The sequence below is a fragment of the Serratia grimesii NBRC 13537 genome (genome assembly GCF_001590905.1).
GTDB classification, from domain to species: Bacteria; Pseudomonadota; Gammaproteobacteria; order Enterobacterales; family Enterobacteriaceae; genus Serratia; species Serratia grimesii.
The window spans coordinates 541,195-565,340 of record NZ_BCTT01000006.1 but is presented as its reverse complement, the minus strand read 5'-3'; the positions used below and the strand labels follow the sequence as shown (position 1 = coordinate 565,340).

Genomic DNA, 24,146 nt, shown 5'->3' with positions numbered 1-24,146 from the left:
TGCACCTCAAACCTGCCCCACACAATTTTGGAGATGACGATGGCGAATACCTGGTTTCCTCAATGGCGCATGAAACAAGGCAGTCTGGACGGTGCAATCGTCGCACCCGATGAACGGTTACCGCTTGCACAGACGCTGGTGATGGGTTTACAGCATGCGGTAGCGATGTTTGGTGCCACAGTTCTGATGCCACTCCTGATGGGCTTTGATGCAAATCTGGCGATTTTAATGTCCGGTATCGGCACGCTGCTGTTTTTTCTGGTGGTAGGTGGACGGGTACCTAGCTACCTCGGTTCCAGTGCGGCATTTGTCGGGTTGGTCATCACTTTGACAGGGTATAGCGGCCAGGGTGCCAACCCCAATATTGCGCTGGCGCTCGGCGGTATCATCGCCTGTGGACTGGTGTATCTGTTGATCGGCTTTGTGGTGATGAGCGTGGGGACACGCTGGATAGAACGTCTGATGCCACCGGTGGTAACCGGTGCCGTGGTCATGGCGATCGGGCTGAACCTGGCACCTATCGCCGTACGTAGCGTATCGGCTTCTCATTTTGACAGCTGGATGGCAGTAGTCACCATTCTCTGTATTGGATCGGTGGCGGTATTTACCCGCGGATTGATGCAACGGCTACTGATTCTGGTTGGGTTGATCGCCGCCTATCTGATTTACGTGGTGGCAACCAACGGTTTTGGACTTGGCAAACCGGTTGATTACAGCGCATTGAGCCAAGCAGCCTGGTTGGGATTGCCACAATTCACCGCGCCAGCATTTAACCTGCACGCGATGCTGCTGATCGCCCCGGTAGCGATTATTTTAGTGGCAGAAAACCTCGGGCATGTGAAAGCGGTAGCGGGCATGACCGGACGGGATCTCGATCCTTACATCGGCCGCGCTTTCGTCGGTGATGGGCTGGCTACCATGCTATCCGGCTCTGTGGGCGGTACCGGGGTGACCACCTATGCTGAAAATATCGGTGTAATGGCGGTGACCAAGATTTACTCTACGCTGGTATTCGTCGCAGCAGCGATCGTGGCGATCGTATTGGGCTTTTCACCGAAGTTCGGCGCGCTGATTCATACGATTCCCGGCCCCGTGCTGGGGGGTGCATCGGTCGTGGTGTTCGGTTTAATTGCCGTCGCTGGCGCACGCATTTGGGTGCAGAACAAGGTGGATCTTGGCGACAACGGTAACCTGATTATGGTGGCGGTTACGCTGGTGCTGGGCGCCGGGGATTTTGCCTTGACCATTGGCAACTTCACCATGGGCGGGATAGGCACCGCCACATTCGGTGCCATTATTCTCAATGCCCTGCTGCGCAAGCGTAAAACATTGCCACTGGCGGACAGTCCCATGCGTTAATGAATTACCGTGGCCCGAAGATCGGGCCTTATTCAGCAAGTGCTGCCGCTTTTCCTTTGCGGCGTATGCGCAGTTCGCTGACCAACACACCCAACACGATTAACGCACAACCTAACAAAGCGATCCCAGGCAGACGCTCACCGGCAAGGCGTCCAACCAGCCCTGCCCACACTGGCTCCCCCGCGTAAATGACGGTGGCACGTGTCGGTGAAACACTGCGCTGTGCCCAGTTCATCGTCAGCTGAATGATGGCACTGGCAAGCCCCAGCCCGACCGCGCTGTAGAGCAAATAATTGGAGTATGGCGGCACAGACTCACCGGTCGGGACCATCATCAAGAACGCAGTCATCGAGGCTGTCGCCAATTGCACCACCGTTACCCGTTTAACATTGACCTTGCCTGCATAGGCACCAATTAAAATAATCTCGGCAGCCATTCCCAACGTACCAATCAACGTCAGTACCTCACCAATGCTGAGTGTCATATCGGTGCTGCTCGGTGCTGCCAGTAACATCAAACCGGTGAATGCCAGTAACACACCGACCCACGCCATCACGCCGGGGAAACGCCCCAGCACGAGCCATTGCAACAACGGTACCATCGGCACATACATGGCGGTAATAAACGCCGACTGGCTGCTGCTGATCGTCTGTAGTCCTACCGTTTGCAGGCCGTAGCCGAACATAATGGCAATGCCGATAAACACGCCCGCTTTCAGCTCATACCAGGTCAGCCCACGCATAGCCCGCAGGGAAAACACCATCAATACCAATGTGGCAGCGGCAAAGCGCAACCCCACGAAAAAGAACGGGCCGCTGACCTGCATTGCGTAATGTACCGCCAGGAAGGTACCGCCCCAGATCATGGTGATGAAAATCAACACCGCTTCCTGCCGCTTTATTGTGGGTATAAAGGTGGAAATAAAGGATTTTTTTACTGCAGACACCGGCTTGCCCTTCCTGCTGGGTGCAATATAATGCACAGATCCTGCCAGTATGAGGTAAAGCCCGCGGATGAGCAATGCAGAGAACAGCGGTAAACATGAAGCCCCCAAGGTGCTGCAATATCTGAGCAGCAACCTGCGCAGCTATCGCCAACAAGCAGGACTAAGCCAAGTGGCGTTGGCAGAAAGATCTTGTGTCAGTCGCCGCATGCTGGCCGGTATTGAAGCCGGTGACCGCAACGTCAGTCTGGCGGTGCTGGACAAACTCGCCGACGCGCTGAATATCGCCTTCACCGATCTGATCCAAGCGCCTGAAGCGCGTGGTAACCATCTGGTGGGTGAATTAGCCTGGCAAGGGCGACAACCAGAAAGTCAGGCGCTGTTCGCCGCTAGTGTGCCTGCACGCCAACGGGTTGAACTGTGGGAATGGACACTGATGCCGGGCGAACATTATGACTCCGTACCTGACGCTGAAGGCTGGAGCGAAATTATCTATGTGATCGCCGGCAGTCTGACGTTGTTGTTGGAACAGCAAACATTGATTCTGGATGCTGGCCAAACCCAGGTATTCAACAGCGATCAGCACTATGCTTATGCTAACCGTACAGATCATCCATTGCGTTTTATTCGCAACGTCACCTTCTGATCACCACGGTAGCCCGTGTATTCCGTGGGTTGTCACCTGTCTGTCGTGCATATGTCATGTTGCTGTCGTGGCTATCTGCAATGTCTGCCCCTACACTTTGCCTCAGTGATGACTCACGTTGGAGAACGCAATGCAAACCTACCGCATCAGGCAACTACGGCTGGACAAAGGCTGGTCACAGGAACAATTGGCCACTATCGCCGGGCTCAGTACCCGCACCGTACAACGTATTGAAAATGGCGAGCAAGCCAGTCTGGAAACCCTGACCGCGATCGCAGCCGCATTGGGAGTACAGGTCAGCGATCTCTACCAGCCAATACCAGCACAAGACGAAAATCAGGGTGAGACCGAACAAACAATTCGTCGGCAGGTTGAAGCGGAGGCCAAGTTGCTTAGCATGGCGGTACGTTTTGCCCTTATCGGCCTGATGTTGTTTGCCATCAACTGGTTTACCCATCCGCAATATCTCTGGTCACTGTGGGCCATCGGCGGCATGAGTTTCGCGATTCTGATGCGGGCTATGCGAACCCTGCTGTTACGTGACGCGCTCAGTCGCTGGCAACAACAACGTCTGGCCCAAAAACTCAGGCGTATGCCGTAAGCTGTAGCCAACCAGCCAGCCGGGCCAGAGCGCTGTCCGGCTGGATTTCCTGCGGCGTCAGCAAACAGTAGCCGCTGCCATCTGGTATGAAGCCAAAAGGCGCACTCAGCAGCCCGGATGCAACGTCATCACGCACCTGCTGCCATGGGCCAATAGCAACCCCTATCCCCGCCACCGCCGCCTGCAAACTGAAGTAAAAATGGTCGAATCGCTGCTCTGGTCGCCCCTCAAGAGCCATATCCTGGGACTGCGCCCACTTCTGCCAGGCATCTGGCCGGGTAGCGGAGTGCAGCAATACGGCATCATGACGCAGGGTGGACTGACCAGCATTAACGGTAATAAAACGCGGCACCATTTCGGGTTTGCACACCGGTCCGACCCGCTCGTTGAACAGCGCCACGCTGTGCAACTTATCGCCCCAATCAAAATCGTTACGACGGATAGCCGCACTAATGCCGTCTTGAAACGAAAACGGCCCACCACCAGCAACCAACTGCAGGTTGATATCGGGGTGCGCTAACGGAAAAGCGGGTAAACGCGGTATCAGCCAACGCATCAGCAGCGTCGGCTCACAAGACAACACCAGCGGTGCATTCTGCGCCTGCTGTCGCAACGTTTGTGCCGTATGTTCCAGAATACCGAACGCCTGTTGTGATGCTTGTAGCAGCATTCTCCCTGCGCCAGTGAGGTATACCCGCCGATGGTGACGTTCGAACAATGCAACGCCGAGTTCATCTTCCAGCGCCCTGACCGCTCTGCTGACCGCCCCGTGCGTCAGGCTCAGGCTATTTGCCGCTTGGGTGAAACTTTCCAACCTTGCTGCAGCCTCAAAACAGCGCAATCCCCCCAACGACAGCGGCCGGTTAACCTTGCGTGAGTTTTTCTCACCGATATCGTCAGTTTTCATCGTTTGTCACCGTCAGCCATTCCTTTTATAAATCAGCCACTCTCTGCTGATTTTCTTACAGGATCACTATGACCGAACTCATCGCTGTCGTCACCATCACTTTACTCGCCGTCATCAGTCCGGGACCAGATTTCGCTATGGTGTCACGTAACAGTCTGCTGCTTTCCCGTCGTGCCGGTGTGTTAACCGCCTGCGGCATTGGCGCTGGTGTGCTTATCCACGTCAGCTATACCCTGATTGGTGTCGGTGTGTTGATCCAACAGTCACTGTGGCTGTTCACGCTGTTGAAAGCGGTGGGTGCAGCCTATCTGATTTACCTCGGTATTAGTATGCTACGTCACGCAGGCACTAGTGTGGCAGCTTCTTCTTCAGCTACACCGACTGCCGTTAGCGACTTTGCCGCGCTGAAAACCGGCTTTTTAACTAACGTGCTAAACCCTAAAACCACCATTTTTATCGTCAGCCTGTTTATGCAAGTGGTTAACCCCCAAACGCCACTGGGGGTGCAAATAGGTTACGGATTATTCATTGCACTAGCTCATATCCTCTGGTTCAGTGCCGTCGCCCTGCTGTTTTCCGCGCCTGGCATTAATGCACGCCTCCTGCGCCTGCGTAAAGGTATAGACAGGGCGTTTGGTGGTTTGCTGATCGCTTTCGGTGCACTGTTGGCAATGGCAGGGATAAAATAAAGCCGTAAGGATAAGTTCATCATTCACTCCTATGCTTAGGGAGCATCTCTTTCAATCCCCCGAATGGAGCAAGGAACATGGCGAAAATTTTGGTTCTTTATTACTCAATGTACGGACATATTGAAACCCTGGCGGAAGCGGTAGCAGAAGGCGCCCGCAGAGTCAGTGGTGTTGAAGTCACACTGAAACGCGTTCCGGAAACCATCCCAGCTGACGCCTTTGCCAAAGCTGGCGGTAAGCAAAATCAAAAAGCGCCTATCGCCACGCCACAGGAGTTGGCCGATTACGATGGCATTATCTTCGGCACACCAACTCGTTTTGGTAATATGGCTGGGCAAATGCGCACCTTCCTCGACCAAACTGGCGGGCTGTGGGCTTCTGGCGCACTGTACGGCAAAGTAGGTAGCGTCTTTTCCTCTACCGGTACCGGCGGCGGCCAGGAGCACACCATCACCTCCACCTGGACCACGCTGGCGCACCACGGTTTTATTATTGTGCCGATCGGTTACGCGACCCCAGAATTGTTTGACGTTTCCCATACGCGCGGTGGCACGCCTTATGGTGCCACGACCATTGCCGGCGCTGACGGCTCACGCCAGCCCAGCCAAGAAGAGCTGACGATTGCCCGCTACCAGGGTGAACACGTGGCGAAAATCACCGCCAAGCTGAAAAGTTAAGCGATAACCTGCCGTTACCTGCCTGACGGGGCCGTTGATTCGTTCGGCCCCATCTTGTTGCCAACCCGCAGCAAGGTTAAAATGCCGCTCAGCCTGCCATTCACTACCTGAACGTCACGGTCGAAATTCGTTCTGCCCGTCAATCATCGGCATTTGTCATGATGACGGGCGTTCTGTTTTTGCGCATAGCGAAGGGAAATAAGTCAGTGTCTAAAGATTTTGATGAACTAATAAGAGACATGGATCTTATTATTGAAAATGTAGACAGTTTTAAGGCTATGGCCCCGCGCGCACCCGAACCACCCGCGGCGCCGCCTGCGATCCATCACTACGATTCGTTCTGCGAAAATGTGGCACTGAAAGTGGTACTTAAAGTCCTGCTCTCATCGGTGGATAAAATCGTTAAGGTGCAGATTGCCAACAAGGTCGAGCAAGAGATCGCTCAAATCGAACAACAAGTGGTGCGTGCCGGCGGCGGCCCGGTGTCACCCGAGGATCTGGCGCAAATGACGCAATACGTGCGTCGCACCGTAAACAACCTGTTGGAATAATCACCAGCACGGTTAAAAAACGTGCCAACCTTCTCAGGCGATATGAATTTTTACGCTTTTTTTATATCGTCTGCCTTATTCTTTATATACTTAAAGAATAAATTGACGCATTGCCGACAGGCAACTCGGACGCAAGTATGGTCAAGAACAAGCAGATTCTGGTCGTTATTCATCTTTGCAGTTTTTTAGTTTTTCTTTACAGCTTGTCGATGATCCCCCCCCTATTGGTGGCACTGTTATATAAAGAAAAAAGCGTTTTTTCCTTCTTCTATACGTTAGTGATTGCCGGCTCACTCGGCGGCCTGGGTTGGTTCAGTACCCGACAGTCCAAAGTACAATTACGCACTCAAGACGGGTTTCTGATCATTGTGATGTTTTGGCTGCTGTTTTCTGTTGTCAGTGCCCTGCCATTATGGATGGACAACACATTAAACATCAGTCTGACTGATGCCATGTTTGAAGGCGTCTCCGGTATCACCACCACGGGTGCTTCAGTACTTAATGACGTATCAGGCCTGCCTAAATCCGTCCTCTACTACCGCTCTCAACTCAATTTTATCGGCGGTCTCGGTGTCATTGTCTTGGCAGTAGCAGTGCTGCCGCTGTTGGGAATTGGTGGCGCCAAGCTTTATCAATCGGAAATGCCAGGGCCATTCAAAGAAGAACGTCTGACCCCGCGCCTGGCCGACACCTCTAAAAATCTGTGGCTGATCTATCTCGGTTTGGGGCTGGCTTGTACGGTCGCATTTCGTGTTGCCGGTATGCCGTGGTTCGATGCCCTTTGTCATGGGATCTCCACCGTCTCACTTGGGGGATTCTCCACCCGTAACGAAAGCCTGGGCTATTACGACAGTTCGGCAGTAGAAATGGTCGGCGGCATTTTTTCTATTTTGGCGGCAGTAAATTTCACCCTGTATTTCGTGGCCGTAGGGCGCCGCAGCCTGAAACCTCTGTATAAAAACCCGGAGCTGCGCTTTTTCCTGCTGGTGCTGTCGATTATCGTGGCGATTGTCTGTTTCGAACTTTACCGCTCGGGGATGTACGGTGCCAAAGACGCCTTTGTACACGGTTTTTTCCTCACCAGTTCGATGATGACCGATAATGGATTAGCCACCGCTGACTATGCCAAAATGCCTTCTCACACGATTATGCTACTCTTGGCAGCGAGCTTTTTCGGCGGCTGCGTCGGATCAACCTGCGGCGGCATCAAAGCGCTGCGTTTTCTGATCATGTACAAACAGAGCCGACATGAGATTAACCAACTGGTCCATCCCAACGCCGTTTTCACGATCAAAGTCGGCAACGCTCCCATTCAGGATCGCGTGTTACGTTCTGTGTGGAGCTTCTTCTTTCTCTACGTCTTTTTCAGCTGCTTCTTCGTCTGGTTGCTGAACCTGATGGGCTATGACCTGGTCACCTCCTTTGCGACCGTCGCCGCCTGTATCAATAATATGGGATTGGGGTTCGGGGAAACAGCTGCCGGGTTTGGCACGCTCAGCGACGCAGCCAAATGGCTGATGTGCGCGGCAATGCTGCTTGGTCGTCTTGAGATCTACCCTATGTTGATCCTGTGTTCGCGTGCCTTCTGGCGTTTTTAATACTTTTGCGACCCTCTCAGCCCAGGCCTCTTTATCACCCACTGTGCTGTACCAACGCTGACACATTCGCAACATGAATGTGTTGCATTGTTGTATTCGTTTCATTGCGATAAGTTACTTTAACTGTACAAATATACAGTATAATTTTAACTTATTGAGGATATGAATATGCGCTTTAACAAGATGTTAGCTATCGCCGCACTGTTGTTTACCGCCCAGGCCTCCGCCGAGACGCTGGAGTCTATCGACAACTGTGCGGTCGGTTGCCCAACTGGCGGCAGCAGTAATGTGTCAATCGTTCGCCATGCTTATACATTGAACAACAACAGCACCACCAAATTCGCCAATTGGGTGGCTTATCACATTACCAAGGACACACCGGCCAGTGGCAAGACGCGCAACTGGAAAACCGACCCTGCACTGAACCCGGCAGATACGCTGGTGCCGGCGGACTATACCGGTGCCAATGCAGCGCTGAAGGTGGATCGTGGGCATCAGGCACCGCTGGCGTCATTGGCTGGGGTGTCTGACTGGGAATCCTTGAACTACCTTTCCAACATCACGCCACAAATGGCAGACCTGAACCAAGGCTCTTGGGCGCGACTGGAAGACCAGGAACGCAAACTGATTGACCGGGCAGACATTAGCTCGGTGTATACCGTGACCGGTCCACTGTACGAACGTAATATGGGCAAATTGCCGGGTACTCAGAAAGCACACACGATTCCTAGTGCTTATTGGAAGGTCATTTTCATCAACAACAGCCCGGAAGTGAACCACTATGCCGCGTTTCTGTTTGATCAAAACACCCCGAAAAATGCCGATTTCTGCCAGTACCGTGTGACGGTAAGTGAAATCGAAAAGCGCACTGGTTTAATTATCTGGGCGGGTCTGCCGGATGATGTACAGGCTTCATTGAAGGCCAAGCCTGGAGTCCTGCCGGAACTGATGGGTTGCAAGAGCTAACGTGATCACCGGGAACCCGCTGCGGCGGGTTTTTTTATTGGTTTGGATTAAGAATAATAACGTTAGCTTAAATATAAGCATGACTCATTAATCCCCTATTTAATCCTCAAAATCCCGAGGATAATACCGCTCTCAAGACTGAGTATTTACCGCTCAATAGCCCTAATTATAGCGCTCTCTCCTACCCTAACTTGCCGTTGTGCCTGCTTTTTTATTCTTTATGTGCTGTTTTTTCATAGCACCTGAGCAAGATTATTGCTGAAAAGTTATCACCAAGTTAATATCCGCAAAAATTATTAGATATGAAACCATAAACAATGGAGTTATTTCATTGTTTATTATCACTCTTTACCCGCTCCCCTTTGCCTTATTCGGCACTAACACCTGTTGTGAGAAAAACACATGGAAAATTTTTTATCAGACGATGGTGGGCTACCAGCCAAAAATGGAACCGGTTTCAGTCGGAGGGAAGTCCTACTGGGACTGGCCTCAACCCTACTTGCAACGTCCCTGCTTAGCTATCCTTTCCTTAGCCAGGCTGAACAACATACCGCGGCGACCAACCCGTTGCAGTTTGCGCGCTTCTTCAAAATTTCTCAGACATTAACCGAACATAACGATATCGATCAGGGTATGTCGGCGCGTATTTTTACGGCGCTACATAACCACGATGCCCAGTTTACTTCGAAGGTTGAGCAGATCAGTCACTTATTGCAACCGGGCCAAAGTGCAAAGCAGTTGCAACAACAAGCCACACAGGCTGGCCTGCAAGACGTGCTCACGGCAATCATTACCGCATGGTACACCGGCACCGTCGGTCATGGGCAAACGGCAGAACTGATCGCCTATAAAGATGCGCTGATGTATCGCCCCGCCAGCGATGCGCTGATCGTTCCCACCTATTGTGGCAATGGCCCGCTGTGGTGGACCGCAACCCCGCCAGCCGTCAATGTTCCCCTGTGATCTGAGAGATTTCTGATGAAAAAACCTGTATTTACCGCCGATGGCAATGCATCGGCAGATATTGTGATCGTAGGCTCCGGTATTGTCGGTGGCATGATGGCCGATCAATTGGTCAGCCAAGGCTTTTCCGTGTTGGTATTGGAAGCGGGTCTACGTATAGAGCGTGCTCAGGCCGTTGAAAACTGGCGCAATATGCCTTTTGACAACCGTGCTGGCTCCGATTATCAGGGACTGTACCCGCAATCAGAGTTCGCCACCGCACCACTTTATTTCCCGGAAAACAACTACGTTGCCCTGAGTGGCCCCAGTGCCAGCAGTTTCAAACAAGGTTATCTGCGTACCGTCGGCGGTACCACTTGGCATTGGGCAGCCTCTTGTTGGAGACACGTGCCAAGTGATTTCCAAATGAAGACGTTATACGGCGTTGGCCGCGACTGGCCCATTTCTTATGACGAGCTGGAACCCTACTATTGCCGGGCAGAGGAAGAGATCGGTGTTGCTGGTCCCAACGATCCGCAACAACAGTCTCCGGTTGAGCGCAGCAAACCCTACCCGATGGATATGGTGCCCTGGGCTCATGGCGATATCCGTTTTGCTGAAGTGGTTAACCCACACGGCTACCGTTCAGTCCCTATTCCACAGGGGCGAAGCATCCACCCGTGGAAAGGCCGCCCAACCTGCTGCGGTAATAACAACTGCCAACCTATTTGCCCAATAGGGGCAATGTACAACGGTATCCATCACGTTGAACGTGCGGAGATGAAAGGTGCAGTGGTACTGGCAGAAGCCGTGGTCTACAAGATTGATACCGATGATCAGAACCAGGTTACCGCCGTACATTGGCTGGACAATAAAAAACAATCCTACAAGGCCACGGCCAAGGCTTTCGCACTAGCCTGCAACGGCATAGAAACCCCGCGTCTGCTGCTAATGGCGGCAAATGAACGCAACCCGAATGGCATTGCCAACGCTTCCGATCAGGTTGGGCGCAATATGATGGACCACTCTGGTTTTCACTGTACTTTCCTGGCGAAAGAACCCCTCTGGCTGGGACGGGGTCCCGCGCAAAGCAGCTGCCTGGTTGGCCCACGTGACGGTGAGTTCCGCAAGGATTACTCAGCCAATAAAATGATCCTCAACAACATCAATCGGGTGGTTCCTGCAACACAGCAGGCGTTGGAAAAAGGGTTGGTCGGTAAAGAGCTGGATGCTGAGATCCGCCGGCGCGCCGCCTATGGCGTCGATCTGTCCATTAGTCTGGAACCGTTACCAGACCCAAATAACCGCCTGACATTGAGTAAAACCCGTACAGACGCCCATGGTCTACCCTGCCCAGATATCCATTACGATGTAGGTGATTACGTACGCAAAGGCGCCGAAGCTGCACATAAGCAGCTTGAACATATTGGCCAACTGTTCGATGCCGAAGAGTTCAACATCACCACCAGCCTAAATGCCAATAACCACATTATGGGCGGAACCATCATGGGGCACAGTCCCGAAGATTCGGTAGTAGACGGCAACTGCCGGACGCATGACCATGCCAATCTTTGGTTGCCGGGCGGCGGTGCCATTCCTTCCGCCAGTGTGGTGAACAGTACCCTGACCATGGCGGCGTTGGGCATCAAGGCCGCCGATGACATTGCACGCAAGCTGGCGGTGAAGTCATGAAAAAACAGGCGAGACTGACACTGCTATCCCTGCTGTTACTCGGCAGCAGCGCTGTACAGGCGGCAAACGAAGCTGACCTGAGCGGCGTGGCGTTGATTAAAAAAGGCGAACAGATTGCCATCGCCTCCGACTGCCAGGCCTGCCATACCAAACCGGAAGGCGGTACGCCGTTTGCTGGCGGCTATGGCATCAGTTCCCCCATGGGGGTGATTTACGCTACCAATATCACCCCGTCCAACACCGAGGGCATTGGTAGTTATAGCGAACAGCAGTTTGCCCGTGCAGTCAGGGACGGTATTCGCGCCGATGGCACCCATCTCTACCCTGCAATGCCCTATACCTCTTACACCCGGTTGAGCGACGCGGATATCAAGGCACTGTATGCCTACTTTATGCACGGTGTGAAACCTGTCGATCAGAAAAATACGCTGACCGATCTGCCATTCCCGTTCAATCTGCGTTTTAGCATGGCAGCCTGGAATCTGCTGTTCCTGAAAGACGGTCGATTCGCACCGGATGCCAGCAAAAGCGAACAGTGGAACCGGGGCGCCTATCTGGTCAATGGGCCTGGGCACTGCGATACCTGTCATACTCCACGCAACGTGTTAATGGCGGAAGACAATAGTCAGGCGTTGGCAGGCGGCATGGTCGGCAGTTGGTATGCCCCGAACATTACTTCTGATCCCATCAGCGGTATTGGCGGCTGGAACGAACAGCAATTGGTGCAGTATTTGAAAACAGGCCAGGTAACCGGGAAGAACCAGGCAGCTGGCGGCATGGCGGAAGCCATCGAAAACAGCCTGCAGTATTTCTCCAATGAGGATTTATCGGCCATTGCGGTTTACCTGAAAAGCACGACGCCAATCAGAGACGCCAATGACCACCAGGCTGCAGACAGTTACGGCAAGCCGTTTAATGTTGAAGCCCAGTTGCGCGGGTTACATCCTGCCACGGCAAATAACACCGTGACCGACGGCGCGGCACTGTTCAGCGGCAACTGCGCCAGCTGTCACCAGGCGGACGGTAGCGGCAGTAAAAATCAGGCTTATCCCTCGTTGTTCAACAATACCGCCACCGGTGCCAGCAACCCAGCCAACCTGATCTCAGCCATATTGTTCGGTGTAGAACGAAAGGTCGGCGACCAGCACGTGCTCATGCCGAACTTTGGCCCACAATCATATGTTAATCCGCTAAACGATCAGCAGATCGCTGCTATCAGCAATTATGTCCTGCAACAGTATGGTAATCCGACGGTTAAGGTCAGTGCTGTAGACGTCGCCATATTGCGCCAAGGCGGTCCGATCCCGCTGCTTGCCCGGTTGCAGCCTTATATGGCCCCGGCAATCGGCATTGCGGTACTGGCGTTGCTCATCCTGGTGTGGTTGGTAGGAAGAAAGCGGCGTTAACCCCTGAAACTTGCAAGCTGGGGAATTAACCCTGGCTTGCAGGCATGGCTGCAAGTCATATAGGGATAGGCTGTGCCTTATTCGGAAAGGATACGGCAAGGAATACTTTAGTGGGTTTGATTTTCCACACGGGTAATACCGTGCTTCTTCATCACTTCTTCCATTGTCAGATTGTCATCATCCGGCGTTTCGTCAATCACAACATCTTGCGGACGGACATAAGGCTTGGTTGCACGCTTGAACATCCACCACCAAACGAACACCAGAAATGCACCAGACTTCAGAAAGATCATCGTCCACAATGCTATTTGATACCCACTCATCTTGATCTCCATGACAGAGCTAAACACAATCGCGTAACCCTATTCTAACCTTTGCATTGCCCTGATCAATAGTTAACGGCACATCCGCCTGGGTTCTGGCGGCTGTTATAGGCGTTTCTATCATGATCTGCTCTACCATGCCGCTAAGGTCACCGTTGTATGACGAAAGTGCCTCCTCTTTGCAGCCTGACGCTGTATTTATGTGCACTCTGGTATTCCTGATATGGCGGCGGCACTTTTCCCTTCGAAAAGAGTGAATTACCCATCCTGACTGTGTTATTTTTATATAGCTAAAACGTCTAATAAAACCATTTAAAATAGCCGTTTTGACCGAAAAAATGACAATTAGGTCGTTTTTTCGATATACTTACCGGGTTAAATTTCACGGGCACGTTGTTCGCCCATTTTTTATGGAGTTGTTTTAAAGGATTAACCCCAATTCCCTAACGGACTAGCTAGAAGGTATTCTATGAGCCAAAACGACACTGAAATTGTGGCACGTCGTAGCCATATCAATCCTCCGGTATTTTTTATCTCTGCCGCATTAATCATCGTCCTGGTGGCATTTGCCGCCCTCTATCCTGAATTAGCCGATCGCAAATTCAAAGCGTTGCAACAGGGTATATTCACTAACGCCAGCTGGTTTTACATTCTGGCAGTCGCACTGATCCTGTTAAGCGTGACCTATCTGGGTTTATCGCGTTACGGCAATATCAAGCTTGGGCCTGATCACGCCCAACCAGACTTTAGCTATGTTTCATGGTTCGCCATGCTATTTTCTGCCGGAATGGGTATCGGCCTGATGTTCTTTGGCGTCGCCGAGCCAGTGATGCACTACCTTTCGCCCCCAACCGGGACGCCGGAAACAGTGGAAGCGGCTAAACAGGCAATGCGCCTAACCTTCTTCCACTGGGGCCTGCATGCTTGGGCGATTTATGCCATCGTCGCCTTGATTTTGGCGTTCTTTAGCTATCGGCACGGCCTACCGCTGACGCTACGCTCCGCTCTGTATCCGATCATTGGTGATCGCATTTATGGGCCCATTGGCCATGCGGTAGATATTTTTGCGGTGATCGGTACCGTGTTTGGCGTCGCAACCTCATTGGGTTACGGCGTATTGCAGGTTAATGCCGGCCTCAACCACCTATTCGGTTTGCCGATCAACGCCACGGTACAGGTGATCCTGATCGTAGTGATTACCGGGCTGGCAACGCTGTCGGTAGTGTCTGGTCTGGACAAAGGCATCCGCATTCTGTCCGAACTGAACCTCGGTCTGGCCGTATTGTTACTGGTTTTGGTCGCTGCGCTTGGGCCAACCGTACTGCTATTAAAATCCTTTGTTGAAAATACCGGGGGCTATCTCTCCGATATCGTGAGTAAAACCTTTAACCTGTACGCTTACGAACCAAAATCCAGCAACTGGTTGGGCGGTTGGACGCTGCTGTATTGGGGTTGGTGGTTATCATGGTCGCCATTCGTGGGTATGTTCATTGCCCGCGTTTCACGCGGACGTACCATTCGTGAGTTTGTCACCGGTGTGCTGTTTGTTCCGGCTGGCTTTACGCTGCTTTGGATGACCGTTTTCGGCAACAGCGCCATCAATCTGATCATGAACGAAGGTGCGCGCGATCTGGCTAACACGGTACAAAACGATGTAGCCCTGGCGCTGTTTAACTTCCTGGAGCACTTCCCGTTCTCTAATATTCTGTCGTTTATCGCGATGGCCATGGTCGTGGTGTTCTTTGTCACTTCTGCGGATTCAGGGGCGATGGTCGTTGATACATTAGCTTCCGGTGGCACCGATAAAACGCCGGTCTGGCAGCGGATATTCTGGGCCTCGATGATGGGGGTCGTCGCGATTGCATTACTGATTGCCGGCGGGCTGAGCGCGTTGCAAACCGTAACGATTGCCAGTGCCCTGCCGTTCTCGATGATCTTGCTGGTGTCTATCTACGGGTTATTAAAAGCCTTGCGTATCGATGCCTATAAGCGCGATAGCCAAGTGATGACCACGATTGCGCCGACCGCCGCACGTAACCCGATCTCGTGGCAACGACGCTTACGTAATATTGCCTACTTCCCGAAGCGCTCCCAGGTAAAACGTTTTGTCAGTGAAGTGGTTCAGCCCGCCATGATGCTGGTCGAAGCTGAATTAGCTAAGCAAAACACCACGTCTTCGATTGACGATTCACAGGACGATCGCATCCGTTTTGAGGTTGATCTGGGTGAGGATCTCAACTTTGTTTATGAAGTTCGCCTGCGTGCTTACATTCAACCGGCCTTTGCCCTGGCTGGATTGAATGATGAGGAACGTGACGAAGAACATAAATACTATCGCGGTGAAGTTCACCTAAAAGAAGGTGGACAGGATTACGATGTGATGGGTTGGACGCAAGAGCAGATCATTCACGATATTCTCGACCAGTACGAGAAACATCTGCACTTCCTGCATCTGGTTCGTTAGTTCCCTCAACGACGACTACAGCCGCCCCATCCGGGCGGCTTTTTTATGCCCGTGCTACCAAACCATTTTCTGGACGCAACAAAAAACCCCGTGCTCAGAGAGCACGGGGTCATAATTTATGGCGGAGGAGCAGAGATTCGAACTCTGGAACGGTTTCCCGTCGACGGTTTTCAAGACCGTTGCCTTCAGCCACTCGGCCACCCCTCCGCAACGAGCCGAACTATAAACAGAGCTGATCCGCTTGTAAAGCCCATTACGGTTCAACCGAACGAAAAACCAGCACTTGACGCGTAAGCGTTGAAGAAACCATCAACTCCCGCTTAAGGTTGCAACAATGATAACTAAGGGTAAAGATTGGTAAACAAACTTTAATCAAACGCTTGCGCTGCCTATCATCGTCACTAATTTTGTGATGACCTGATAAGAGAGATCATTATGGACCGTATTGTCGTCTCATCCTCCTCGCGTGACTCGTTGCTGAGCACGCATAAGGTTTTGCGTAACACTTATTTTCTACTTTCTTTAACGCTGGCGTTTTCGGCACTGACCGCAACTGCCAGCACCATGCTGGGGCTGCCGGCACCGGGTCTATTGCTGATGCTGGTCGGTTTTTATGGGCTGATGTTCTTGACCCACAAACTGGCGAACAGCCCTGCGGGCATTCTGGCAGCGTTCGCACTGACCGGTTTTATGGGCTATGCCCTGGGGCCAATCCTCAGTTCATTCATTAATACCGGTGCTGGCGATCTGATTATGCTGGCGTTGGGCGGCACTGCAGTCGTGTTCTTCTGCTGTTCAGCCTATGTGCTGACAACACGCAAGGATATGTCATTCCTGTCTGGGATGATGATGGCTGGGTTTGTGGTACTGCTGGTTGCGGTCATCGCTAACCTGTTCTTGCAGATCCCTGCCCTGCATCTGGCTATCAGCGCGCTGTTTATCTTGTTCTCTGCGGGCGCAATCCTGTGGGAGACCAGCAACATTATTCACGGCGGCGAGACTAACTACATCCGCGCCACCGTCAGCTTGTACGTGTCGCTGTACAACATGTTCATCAGCCTGTTGAGCATTTTGGGCTTCGCACGCAGCAACTGATATCGCACGTGATAAATACTTAAAGCCCCGCTCCGGCGGGGCTTTATTTTTTGCAGCGGCAAAGTTTGCTAAACTGGCGACTGTTTTGAATTACCCGTTACCGAGGCAGTATGTTGGAGTATGAAGGTCAGGTTATTGAAACTGACGCACAGGGTTACCTGAAAAACAGCGCCGATTGGCATGAGGCCCTGGCACCATTGCTAGCCGCCCAGGAAGAAATAACGCTTACCGAGGCACATTGGGAAGTCGTGCGTTTCGTACGTGGCTTTTACCTGGAGTTTAATACCTCACCGGCAATCCGCATGCTGGTGAAAGCCATGGCGCAGAAATACGGTGAAGAGAAAGGCAACAGCCGCTATCTCTACCGTTTATTCCCCAAGGGGCCAGCCAAACAGGCAACAAAAATAGCGGGCCTGCCAAAACCGGTAAAATGCATCTGATGCGCTAATAGCGAATGCTAAAACCTTGATAATCGGCCGTACCACGCGGTTCTACCAGCACGCGATCGACACGTGCGCTACGCGGACCACCCTTTTTTAGCCACTCCACCAGCTTATCTACCTGCGGTTGTTCACCGCAGGCCACCACTTCAACGCTGCCGTCATCAAGATTACGCGCATAGCCGCTTAATCCCAACGCAGTCGCCTGATGCTGAGTGTTATAGCGAAACCCGACTCCCTGCACCACGCCATAGACATACGCAGCAATGCAAACTTGTGTCATAATCGACCCCTTATCACTTTCGTTTATGATGTTGCCTGTGCACGCGCACGGCGATATCACCCTTTTTACCTAGCTGGCAGCATTCTTAATTATGACCGTACGCCTGTTTCTCGCCAAAGGACGTGAAAAGTCCTTACTTCGTCGCCACCCATGGGTATTCTCTGGCGCTGTTCAACGTATTGAAGGTAAAGCCCTTTCCGGTGAAACCATTGATATTCATGACGCGCAGGGAAAATGGTTAGCGCGCGGCGCCTACTCGCCAGAATCGCAAATCCGCGCCCGTGTCTGGACTTTCCAGCAGGACGAAGAGATTAACATCGAATTCTTCATCCGCCGCTTACAACAGGCGCAAAGCTGGCGTGACTGGGTAGCAGAACGTGACGGGCTAGATGGCTACCGCCTGATCGCCGGTGAATCCGATGGTATGCCGGGCATCACTATCGACCGCTTCCAGAATTTCCTGGTGCTGCAATTGCTTTCCGCTGGTGCCGAATATCAGCGTGCTGCGCTCATTACCGCGTTGCAACATTGCTACCCGGAATGTGCCATCTACGATCGTTCAGACGTTGCGGTGCGTAAGAAAGAAGGCTTGCCGTTGGCACAGGGCTTGGTTGTTGGCGATCTGCCCCCTGATTTATTGCCGATCACCGAACATGGCATGAAACTGCTGGTCGATATCCAGCAAGGCCATAAAACCGGTTTTTACCTTGATCAGCGCGACAGTCGCCTGGCTGCCCGCAATTATTCTGCCGGTCGACGTGTACTTAACTGCTTCTCCTATACTGGTGCCTTCGCCGTCTCGGCACTGATGGGCGGTTGTACTCAGGTTATTAGCGTCGACACGTCGCAAGCGGCACTGGATATTGCCAAACAGAACGTCGAACTGAACCAGCTTGATCTGAGCAAAGCCGAGTTTGTGCGTGATGACGTGTTCCAGCTGTTGCGCGCCTACCGCACGCAGGGTGAAAAATTCGATCTGATCATTATGGATCCGCCGAAGTTCGTCGAAAACAAAAACCAACTGGCCAGTGCCTGCCGCGGATACAAAGATATCAACATGTTGGCGCTGCAGTTGCTGAATCCGGGCGGCATTTTGCTCAGCTTCTCGTGTTCCGGCCTGATGCCAACTGATCTATTCCAGAAAATTTTGGCCGATGCCGCTGTAGACGCCGGACGTGATGTACAATTTATAGAGCAGTATCGTCAGGCTGCCGATCACCCGGTTATCGCGACTTATCCTGAAGGGCTGTATTTGAAAGGGTTTGCGTGTCGGGTGATGTAACTTGAAATACGCTGTTTTGCCCTCATATAGAGAGCAAGGCATTGTTTCTCAGGAGGTCATCATGATTGCCAGCAAATTCGGTATCGGACAACAAGTTCGGCATAAGCTGCTGGGGTATTTGGGGGTCGTGATTGATATCGATCCTGAATACTCTATGGAACAGCCTAAAGCTGATGAAATAGCAGCGAATACAGACCTGCGTTTCGCCCCTTGGTACCACGTGGTGATGGAAGACGAAGAAGGTCAACCGGTGCATACCTATCTGGCGGAAGCACAGTTAGATGGAGAAGCGCAGGACGCCCATCCTGAACAGCCATCGCTGGATGAATTGGCGGAATCTATCCGTCACCAGTTACAAGCCCCCCGCCTGCGCAATTAATGCTCCAGGCCTGAGAAACACCCTGTAAGGGCCTGGCACAATGCCAGGCCTTTTATTTTATTCAGCGCTCTAACCCCAAACGCGGGATCTCTATTTTAGGGCAACGATCCATCACCACCTTCAGCCCTGCCTCGTTTGCCAATGCCGCTGCCGGCTCATTAATGACACCGATTTGTAACCACAATGCCTTGGCACCGATCGCAATGGCTTCTTGCGCCACCTCATATGCCGCTTCTGAATTCCGGAAAACATCGACCATATCTACCGGATGCGGAACATCATTTAGCGTGGCATAGACCTGCTGACCGAGCAGTGTTTGCCCCGCCAACTTTGGGCTGACCGGTATAACCTGATAACCCTGTGAGAGTAGATAGGCCATCACACCAAAGCTCGGCCGGGTGGGTTTATCACTGGCGCCAACCAGTGCAATGGTTTTCACCTGCTGTAACAGGCCAGCAATGTCATTATCTTGCATTCTCCGCTCCCAATTTTTCACGGGTATTTCCCTACATCGAGTGTAACCCATTGACCTTGAATCGGCTAAACGCACGAACTCGGAAACTCCCAGCCAGTTTTGCGGTCTGATGCTGTCACTGCCAGCATGTACCTCAACCAATAAATGTCAAAATGAATATAAGTGTGTACATTTGTAAATTAAATGGTGATGCTGAAAAACTTTGACACAGTCTGTGGCGTGTTCAACACTAATAGCGATGCCAATTATAAGGAGATAACAATGAAATTTGGTCTGATGGTTGCGGGGCTGCTCAGCATCAGTATCAGCATGCCTGCCGTAGCTACGACCCTGAAACTCTCCCCCGACATCGACCTTTTGGTGGTCGACGGCAAGAAAATGACAGGATCGTTGTTAAAAGGTGCCGACAGTTTAGAACTGGATGGTGGGCAGCATCAGTTGCTGTTTAAAGTGGCTAAGTCAGTACGCACAGGGCATAACGACCGCACTGCCTATACCTCGCTACCACTGATCGCGACCTTCAATACGCAGAATGTGAGTTCTGTCGCCATTGAGTTGCCGCGCATTGAAACTGTTCGGGATGGCCAGAGATTCGATAAAACACTTAACTATCAGGTTATTGATAAAAATGGCAACGCGCTGACCATGAAACACGACGTACTGCACCCTGACGGCGCTACGCTCAGTGCTGATCTGGAAAAAGTGATGTCTGATTACAACAGCCAGAATCGCCCAGCCTCAGTGCCAGCCTTTAAACAGGTTCGTGCCACCGCACCAGCCTCCCCTTTGGCCAGTGCAGCGTTAAACGCCCCCACGGTGACACTGAAAGGTGAAAACGTTTCTGAACAGATGCTGCAATACTGGTTCTTACAAGCAGACAAAGAGACACAGAAGCGCTTTCTCCATTGGGCAAACAAGCAGCCTGTACACTAAGCTTCTGGCGCCTTTTATCTAAAGGCGCGCTTTCTTCGCATTTTCAGGTGTAAACGCTAGGCAGTGAAAAGCAGTTTCAGTAATCTGTCGCACATCACCTGATTAGCGAAGGACACCAAGATGGAATTTACCACCCGCACTATCGCCGCGCGCAAACATATTGCGCTGGTGGCACATGATCACCGTAAACAAGCCCTGCTAGCATGGGTTGAAGACAATAAGTCCGTGCTGGAACAGCATCAACTGTATGCCACCGGCACCACGGGCAACCTAATTCAACGTGCCAGCGGTATTCCTGTAAAAAGCATGCTGAGTGGACCTATGGGCGGTGATCAACAGGTCGGCGCACTGATTGCCGAAGGCAAAATCGACATGTTGATTTTCTTCTGGGACCCGCTGAATGCAGTTCCGCATGATCCCGATGTGAAAGCGCTGCTGCGCCTGGCCACAGTATGGAATATCCCCGTCGCGACCAACCGCTCTACTGCCGACTTCCTGATCGACTCCTCGCTGTTCAAAAGCGAAGTTGAAATCGCGATCCCAGACTATCAGCGCTATTTGCAGGATCGTCTGAAGTAACGATGACGGCCTGGCCACCGCCAGGCCTTACGTTTAAGGTTTCTTCTGCGACGGTACGCCGAGTTCTTGCAGTTGTTCAACAAACACTGACGGACGTTCTCGATCCTGCAATAGCCACACTTGGTGTTTGGCGCGAGTCAGTGCCACATACAGCAACCGTCGCTCCTCCGCATCCGGGAAATCTTCCGGTTGAGGTAACAATACATCTTCCAGAACCGACTCACGTGCAACAGCAGGGAAGCCATCGTTGCCTTCGTGCAAACCGGCAATAATCACATATTCAGCCTGCTGCCCTTTACTGGCATGGATAGTCATAAACTCTATGGTCAGTTTGGGCCAACGGGTCGCGGCTTTAGACAGCACTTGCGGTTTCAGATGATGGTAACGCGCCAACACTAAAATGCGCTCATCAGGTTTAGCGTAACCACTCAGCTTATCCAATAAATTTTCAAGCTGTTCATGCGGTAAAAGGACTACCGACTTCTTATTGCCTTTACTCAGACTGTTCAACGGTTTTTTCAATTGATGGGGGTTCTGCTGCACAAAGCGATTTGCCACCTCACCGATGCGCTCGTTGAAACGATAAGTGGTATCGAGCGCGCACTGGGCGCCTTCGCCAAAGTTCTCAGCAAACGCTGTGGTGAGTGTTAGTTCAGCACCGCTGAAGCGGTAAATCGCCTGCCAGTCATCACCCACGGCAAACAGGCAAGTCTGTTTGTTCTGTTTACGCAGTGCAGCCAGCAATTGAGCACGTTGCGGTGAGATATCCTGGAATTCGTCCACCAGGATATGTTTCCATGGGCTGACAAAGCGCCCTTTCTCCAAAATATTGACTGCCTGATGAATCAGGCCGGAGAAATCCACCGCACCTTCCTCTTTCAACGCCCCCTTCCAGGCTTTCAGTAACGGTGCCATTAGCCGGATGCGTTTTGAAAACAGGTCACGGACCTCTTCATCAGCCTGCTCGATCATGTCCGCCTGGCTACCCCCATGCATGCGCATCAGCCCCAACCAGCGCTCGAGCCGCCCCGCCAGACGTTCAGCCAGACGCTTATCGTGCCAAAAGTCGCCTTCAGGCACCTCCCACTCAAGCTCCTCCGTTAACCATTGGCGCCACCCTTTGGCCTGAGGTTTTTTCTCTGCACACTGCTGTTGCCAATGAGTAATCAGCAAAGCCCGTCGCGCCTTGCTGTCGGTTTCCAGCTTACTGATCGCCGGCACTTTACGATTACCCTGCTGGATAATCTGCAGCGCCAGCGCATGAAACGTTTTGGCCTGAATAGCCACCTTGCCCAAACGCTCCTGAATACGTTCATTCATCTCTTCTGCTGCCTGACGACCAAACGCCAACAATAATATCTGTCCAGGCTCAGCCTCTTGCCGACGGAGTAACCAACCTGCACGCGCCACCAGCACCGAGGTTTTGCCACTGCCAGCCCCTGCCAGTACCAATACGGAGTCTTCTCCATTGACCACTGCACGGCTTTGCGAATCATTCAGCGGTGAACTTTCGATGTTTTGGAAGAAATCGTGATGCGTCTCCAGCATGCGTTCCGTCCATTGTTGGTTGCGTTGGGCTACGCTGCGCAACCCGTGCTGCAACCACTGCTGGCAAAGCTGATAATCATCTCGACAGTTGTCGAACGCCTCCAGACGCGCCACCGGCATTGGGAGAGCACCAAATGACTGGCGGATTTGTTGCTGTAATTTGCCCAGTTCGGATTTTTTAAACCACTTATCCTGTTGTTCAATCCGCTGGATATGCTCAACCTGTTCCTGCAACACACCTGCGCTGACCACGCTCATCTCGGCGCTCCACTGCTGCCAAGCCTGTTGCAAGTAATGATAGAAGCGCTGGGTTTCCTGCCATTCAGTACCATGCAAGCGCACCACTTTTTCATCTGGCAGCTCAAACTCCAGCTCGCCCCAGACAATACCGCGCTTGCATCTGACCTGAATTAATTGATTGAAAGGAATCAGGTATTCATGCTTTTCACCGCTCACCTCAACACCAGCGTGCAGCAACCGCACACGGTTGTAAGGATGCTGCGCCAGGTGTTTCCCCAGCGATGTCGCTTTAAGTTCCATATCGTCGCGCCATGACCATGTTGAGTTTAAATATACCCAATAGCTTTCAAGTTGCAGGTAGGCGGCTACTGAATGACAAATCAGTCGAGAACCAATTTGAACAGCGCTTGCACGAACCAAAAGGGTGAACCTCAGAGACAAGGTTCATAACCCCAGGGCTTGGCCCCCGAGTGACTGGGGTGAGTGAAGTCTGCCACCCCCCTGCAATTTGAAAGATGAAGGGTATAACGGATATCTGCCAGTTTACCTGCTATAAGCAGTGGCACTCTAGCGCTAAAAAAAGGGTAGAATAGATTTTGCGTTTTGATACCAAGCGCAACCGCATCGCGGTTTGGCCATCATTAGAGCAGAATGACGACTATGCGTACTGTACTGAATATTCTTAATTTTGTGTTGGGCGGTTTTTTCACCACCCTTGGCTGGCTGATCGCAACAATATTTAGCGTTGTCCTGATCATCACCATGCCGTTGACCCGTTCTTGCTGGGAAATCACCAAGCTGTCTTTATTACCTTTCGGCAACGAAGCTATTCACGTTAATGAACTGTACCCGGAAAAAAGCAACGCGCTACTTTCCGCCAGCGGTTCGCTACTTAACATTATTTGGCTGGTTCTGTTCGGCTGGTGGCTGTGCCTGTCGCATATCGCCGCAGGTATCGTGCAGTGCGTAACAATCATTGGTATTCCTGTGGGTATTGCCAATTTCAAAATTGCCGCTATTGCCCTGTGGCCAGTGGGTCGCCGCGTGGTATCAGTTGAGATGGCACAACAAGCCAGAACTGAAAATGCACGGCGTCAGTATCAACAGCGTTAATTTTTTCTCCGTCTG

25 protein-coding genes and 1 tRNA gene are annotated in these 24,146 nt (G+C 52.1%); 19 read left to right on the top strand and 7 right to left on the bottom strand.

All coding sequences use genetic code 11. The annotated features are described in order from the left end of the window. Window positions 1–39: 39 nt before the first annotated feature. Window positions 40–1,359 carry a pyrimidine utilization transport protein G gene (rutG, locus tag SGR01S_RS09215; protein WP_037419363.1) on the top strand — a complete coding sequence of 440 codons (1,320 nt, stop codon included), beginning with the start codon at window positions 40–42 and terminating at the stop codon, window positions 1,357–1,359. Window positions 1,360–1,387: 28 nt separating this feature from the next. Here the strand turns inward: rutG and SGR01S_RS09210 are convergent, their stop codons facing one another. Next, entirely contained in the window at window positions 1,388–2,305 is a 918-nt protein-coding gene (locus SGR01S_RS09210; protein WP_061807273.1) for a DMT family transporter, read from the bottom strand. A 67-nt stretch (window positions 2,306–2,372) separates the two neighbouring features. Here SGR01S_RS09210 and SGR01S_RS09205 point away from each other — a divergent pair, with 67 nt between their 5' ends. Next, window positions 2,373–2,948, top strand: a complete 576-nt coding sequence (locus tag SGR01S_RS09205) for an XRE family transcriptional regulator (protein ID WP_061807271.1) — start codon at window positions 2,373–2,375, stop codon at window positions 2,946–2,948. A gap of 130 nt (window positions 2,949–3,078) precedes the next feature. Continuing rightward, the gene (locus tag SGR01S_RS09200; protein ID WP_037419355.1) at window positions 3,079–3,549 is read left to right on the top strand and encodes a helix-turn-helix domain-containing protein; all 471 of its coding nucleotides are present in this window, start codon (window positions 3,079–3,081) and stop codon (window positions 3,547–3,549) included. Here SGR01S_RS09200 and SGR01S_RS09195 read toward each other — a convergent pair. Further along, window positions 3,533–4,456: a LysR family transcriptional regulator gene (locus SGR01S_RS09195; RefSeq protein WP_061807270.1), complete on the bottom strand. Its 924-nt coding sequence runs from the start codon at window positions 4,454–4,456 to the stop codon at window positions 3,533–3,535. The two genes, SGR01S_RS09200 and SGR01S_RS09195, sit on opposite strands and share 17 nt — an antisense overlap. A 68-nt stretch (window positions 4,457–4,524) precedes the next feature. Between SGR01S_RS09195 and SGR01S_RS09190 the strand changes: the two genes are divergently transcribed. The 8 genes from SGR01S_RS09190 (at window position 4,525) to SGR01S_RS09155 (ending at window position 12,977) form a co-directional block, all read left to right on the top strand. After that, the gene (locus SGR01S_RS09190; protein WP_037419350.1) at window positions 4,525–5,145 is read left to right on the top strand and encodes a LysE family transporter; all 621 of its coding nucleotides are present in this window, start codon (window positions 4,525–4,527) and stop codon (window positions 5,143–5,145) included. A 77-nt stretch (window positions 5,146–5,222) separates the two neighbouring features. Beyond that, window positions 5,223–5,822 (top strand): NAD(P)H:quinone oxidoreductase, encoded by a 600-nt coding sequence (gene wrbA / locus SGR01S_RS09185; protein ID WP_061807269.1) that lies wholly within the window; start codon window positions 5,223–5,225, stop codon window positions 5,820–5,822. Between the two features lie 239 nt (window positions 5,823–6,061). Then, entirely contained in the window at window positions 6,062–6,373 is a 312-nt protein-coding gene (locus SGR01S_RS09180) for a hypothetical protein (protein ID WP_037419344.1), read from the top strand. Window positions 6,374–6,510: 137 nt separating this feature from the next. Beyond that, on the top strand, window positions 6,511–7,971 hold the full coding sequence (locus tag SGR01S_RS09175) for a TrkH family potassium uptake protein (protein WP_061807268.1): 1,461 nt from the start codon (window positions 6,511–6,513) through the stop codon (window positions 7,969–7,971). A gap of 168 nt (window positions 7,972–8,139) precedes the next feature. Then, complete coding sequence (locus SGR01S_RS09170; RefSeq protein WP_061807266.1) at window positions 8,140–8,937, top strand: DNA/RNA non-specific endonuclease; 798 nt, start codon at window positions 8,140–8,142, stop codon at window positions 8,935–8,937. Between the two features lie 402 nt (window positions 8,938–9,339). Then, a complete protein-coding gene (locus SGR01S_RS09165) occupies window positions 9,340–9,900 on the top strand; it encodes a sorbitol dehydrogenase family protein (protein WP_061807265.1) in 561 nt (186 codons plus the stop codon). A gap of 15 nt (window positions 9,901–9,915) precedes the next feature. Continuing rightward, window positions 9,916–11,571, top strand: coding sequence for a GMC family oxidoreductase (locus SGR01S_RS09160; RefSeq protein WP_061807264.1), 1,656 nt, complete (start codon window positions 9,916–9,918; stop codon window positions 11,569–11,571). Further along, window positions 11,568–12,977: a cytochrome c gene (locus tag SGR01S_RS09155; protein WP_061807262.1), complete on the top strand. Its 1,410-nt coding sequence runs from the start codon at window positions 11,568–11,570 to the stop codon at window positions 12,975–12,977. Before SGR01S_RS09160 ends, SGR01S_RS09155 begins: the two co-directional genes overlap by 4 nt. Before the next feature lie 107 nt (window positions 12,978–13,084). Here SGR01S_RS09155 and SGR01S_RS09150 read toward each other — a convergent pair whose 3' ends face one another. Further along, on the bottom strand, window positions 13,085–13,300 hold the full coding sequence (locus SGR01S_RS09150; RefSeq protein ID WP_037419327.1) for a hypothetical protein: 216 nt from the start codon (window positions 13,298–13,300) through the stop codon (window positions 13,085–13,087). A 469-nt stretch (window positions 13,301–13,769) separates the two neighbouring features. Between SGR01S_RS09150 and SGR01S_RS09140 the strand changes: the two genes are divergently transcribed. Continuing rightward, window positions 13,770–15,764 carry a BCCT family transporter gene (locus SGR01S_RS09140; RefSeq protein ID WP_037419325.1) on the top strand — a complete coding sequence of 665 codons (1,995 nt, stop codon included), beginning with the start codon at window positions 13,770–13,772 and terminating at the stop codon, window positions 15,762–15,764. A 119-nt stretch (window positions 15,765–15,883) separates the two neighbouring features. On the opposite strand, the gene SGR01S_RS09135 is transcribed toward SGR01S_RS09140, so the two are convergent. Then, a tRNA-Ser gene (locus SGR01S_RS09135) sits at window positions 15,884–15,971 on the bottom strand. Between the two features lie 228 nt (window positions 15,972–16,199). Between SGR01S_RS09135 and yccA the strand changes: the two genes are divergently transcribed. Further along, entirely contained in the window at window positions 16,200–16,859 is a 660-nt protein-coding gene (gene yccA / locus SGR01S_RS09130) for an FtsH protease modulator YccA (RefSeq protein WP_004942825.1), read from the top strand. Window positions 16,860–16,969: 110 nt separating this feature from the next. Then, a complete protein-coding gene (gene tusE / locus SGR01S_RS09125; RefSeq protein ID WP_037419323.1) occupies window positions 16,970–17,299 on the top strand; it encodes a sulfurtransferase TusE in 330 nt (109 codons plus the stop codon). A gap of 4 nt (window positions 17,300–17,303) precedes the next feature. Here tusE and yccX read toward each other — a convergent pair whose 3' ends face one another. Beyond that, the gene (gene yccX, locus SGR01S_RS09120; RefSeq protein WP_037419320.1) at window positions 17,304–17,582 is read right to left on the bottom strand and encodes an acylphosphatase; all 279 of its coding nucleotides are present in this window, start codon (window positions 17,580–17,582) and stop codon (window positions 17,304–17,306) included. A gap of 91 nt (window positions 17,583–17,673) precedes the next feature. Here yccX and rlmI point away from each other — a divergent pair, with 91 nt between their 5' ends. Next, window positions 17,674–18,864, top strand: coding sequence for a 23S rRNA (cytosine(1962)-C(5))-methyltransferase RlmI (rlmI, locus tag SGR01S_RS09115; RefSeq protein ID WP_061807260.1), 1,191 nt, complete (start codon window positions 17,674–17,676; stop codon window positions 18,862–18,864). A 61-nt stretch (window positions 18,865–18,925) separates the two neighbouring features. Then, complete coding sequence (gene hspQ / locus SGR01S_RS09110; protein WP_020826181.1) at window positions 18,926–19,243, top strand: heat shock protein HspQ; 318 nt, start codon at window positions 18,926–18,928, stop codon at window positions 19,241–19,243. Window positions 19,244–19,304: 61 nt separating this feature from the next. Here hspQ and SGR01S_RS09105 read toward each other — a convergent pair whose 3' ends face one another. Further along, window positions 19,305–19,718: a CoA-binding protein gene (locus SGR01S_RS09105; RefSeq protein ID WP_061807258.1), complete on the bottom strand. Its 414-nt coding sequence runs from the start codon at window positions 19,716–19,718 to the stop codon at window positions 19,305–19,307. 261 nt (window positions 19,719–19,979) lie between these two features. Between SGR01S_RS09105 and SGR01S_RS09100 the strand changes: the two genes are divergently transcribed. Both SGR01S_RS09100 and SGR01S_RS09095 read left to right on the top strand, forming a co-directional pair. Continuing rightward, window positions 19,980–20,651: a DUF2057 family protein gene (locus SGR01S_RS09100; protein WP_061807257.1), complete on the top strand. Its 672-nt coding sequence runs from the start codon at window positions 19,980–19,982 to the stop codon at window positions 20,649–20,651. A gap of 120 nt (window positions 20,652–20,771) precedes the next feature. Further along, window positions 20,772–21,230, top strand: coding sequence for a methylglyoxal synthase (locus SGR01S_RS09095; RefSeq protein ID WP_061807256.1), 459 nt, complete (start codon window positions 20,772–20,774; stop codon window positions 21,228–21,230). Between the two features lie 33 nt (window positions 21,231–21,263). Here SGR01S_RS09095 and helD read toward each other — a convergent pair whose 3' ends face one another. Continuing rightward, a complete protein-coding gene (helD, locus tag SGR01S_RS09090) occupies window positions 21,264–23,318 on the bottom strand; it encodes a DNA helicase IV (RefSeq protein ID WP_061807254.1) in 2,055 nt (684 codons plus the stop codon). 360 nt (window positions 23,319–23,678) lie between these two features. Between helD and SGR01S_RS09085 the strand changes: the two genes are divergently transcribed. Further along, the gene (locus tag SGR01S_RS09085; RefSeq protein WP_061807253.1) at window positions 23,679–24,131 is read left to right on the top strand and encodes a YccF domain-containing protein; all 453 of its coding nucleotides are present in this window, start codon (window positions 23,679–23,681) and stop codon (window positions 24,129–24,131) included. The last annotated feature ends 15 nt before the right edge of the window (window positions 24,132–24,146 follow it).

What these genes read in the sequence shown, in the direction of transcription:
- SGR01S_RS09190 (WP_037419350.1), top strand. Translation starts at nt 4,525, where the DNA reads ATGACCGAACTCATCGCTGTCGTCACCATCACTTTACTCGCCGTCATC.
- tusE (WP_037419323.1), top strand. Translation starts at nt 16,970, where the DNA reads ATGTTGGAGTATGAAGGTCAGGTTATTGAAACTGACGCACAGGGTTAC.
- SGR01S_RS09095 (WP_061807256.1), top strand. Translation starts at nt 20,772, where the DNA reads ATGGAATTTACCACCCGCACTATCGCCGCGCGCAAACATATTGCGCTG.
- rutG (WP_037419363.1), top strand. Translation starts at nt 40, where the DNA reads ATGGCGAATACCTGGTTTCCTCAATGGCGCATGAAACAAGGCAGTCTG.
- SGR01S_RS09105 (WP_061807258.1), bottom strand. Translation starts at nt 19,718, where the DNA reads ATGCAAGATAATGACATTGCTGGCCTGTTACAGCAGGTGAAAACCATT.
- SGR01S_RS09200 (WP_037419355.1), top strand. Translation starts at nt 3,079, where the DNA reads ATGCAAACCTACCGCATCAGGCAACTACGGCTGGACAAAGGCTGGTCA.
- SGR01S_RS09150 (WP_037419327.1), bottom strand. Translation starts at nt 13,300, where the DNA reads ATGAGTGGGTATCAAATAGCATTGTGGACGATGATCTTTCTGAAGTCT.
- SGR01S_RS09180 (WP_037419344.1), top strand. Translation starts at nt 6,062, where the DNA reads ATGGATCTTATTATTGAAAATGTAGACAGTTTTAAGGCTATGGCCCCG.
- yccX (WP_037419320.1), bottom strand. Translation starts at nt 17,582, where the DNA reads ATGACACAAGTTTGCATTGCTGCGTATGTCTATGGCGTGGTGCAGGGA.
- wrbA (WP_061807269.1), top strand. Translation starts at nt 5,223, where the DNA reads ATGGCGAAAATTTTGGTTCTTTATTACTCAATGTACGGACATATTGAA.
- helD (WP_061807254.1), bottom strand. Translation starts at nt 23,318, where the DNA reads ATGGAACTTAAAGCGACATCGCTGGGGAAACACCTGGCGCAGCATCCT.
- SGR01S_RS09085 (WP_061807253.1), top strand. Translation starts at nt 23,679, where the DNA reads ATGCGTACTGTACTGAATATTCTTAATTTTGTGTTGGGCGGTTTTTTC.
- SGR01S_RS09175 (WP_061807268.1), top strand. Translation starts at nt 6,511, where the DNA reads ATGGTCAAGAACAAGCAGATTCTGGTCGTTATTCATCTTTGCAGTTTT.
- SGR01S_RS09140 (WP_037419325.1), top strand. Translation starts at nt 13,770, where the DNA reads ATGAGCCAAAACGACACTGAAATTGTGGCACGTCGTAGCCATATCAAT.
- SGR01S_RS09195 (WP_061807270.1), bottom strand. Translation starts at nt 4,456, where the DNA reads ATGAAAACTGACGATATCGGTGAGAAAAACTCACGCAAGGTTAACCGG.
- SGR01S_RS09160 (WP_061807264.1), top strand. Translation starts at nt 9,916, where the DNA reads ATGAAAAAACCTGTATTTACCGCCGATGGCAATGCATCGGCAGATATT.
- SGR01S_RS09205 (WP_061807271.1), top strand. Translation starts at nt 2,373, where the DNA reads ATGAGCAATGCAGAGAACAGCGGTAAACATGAAGCCCCCAAGGTGCTG.
- SGR01S_RS09165 (WP_061807265.1), top strand. Translation starts at nt 9,340, where the DNA reads ATGGAAAATTTTTTATCAGACGATGGTGGGCTACCAGCCAAAAATGGA.
- SGR01S_RS09170 (WP_061807266.1), top strand. Translation starts at nt 8,140, where the DNA reads ATGCGCTTTAACAAGATGTTAGCTATCGCCGCACTGTTGTTTACCGCC.
- rlmI (WP_061807260.1), top strand. Translation starts at nt 17,674, where the DNA reads ATGACCGTACGCCTGTTTCTCGCCAAAGGACGTGAAAAGTCCTTACTT.
- SGR01S_RS09100 (WP_061807257.1), top strand. Translation starts at nt 19,980, where the DNA reads ATGAAATTTGGTCTGATGGTTGCGGGGCTGCTCAGCATCAGTATCAGC.
- yccA (WP_004942825.1), top strand. Translation starts at nt 16,200, where the DNA reads ATGGACCGTATTGTCGTCTCATCCTCCTCGCGTGACTCGTTGCTGAGC.
- hspQ (WP_020826181.1), top strand. Translation starts at nt 18,926, where the DNA reads ATGATTGCCAGCAAATTCGGTATCGGACAACAAGTTCGGCATAAGCTG.
- SGR01S_RS09155 (WP_061807262.1), top strand. Translation starts at nt 11,568, where the DNA reads ATGAAAAAACAGGCGAGACTGACACTGCTATCCCTGCTGTTACTCGGC.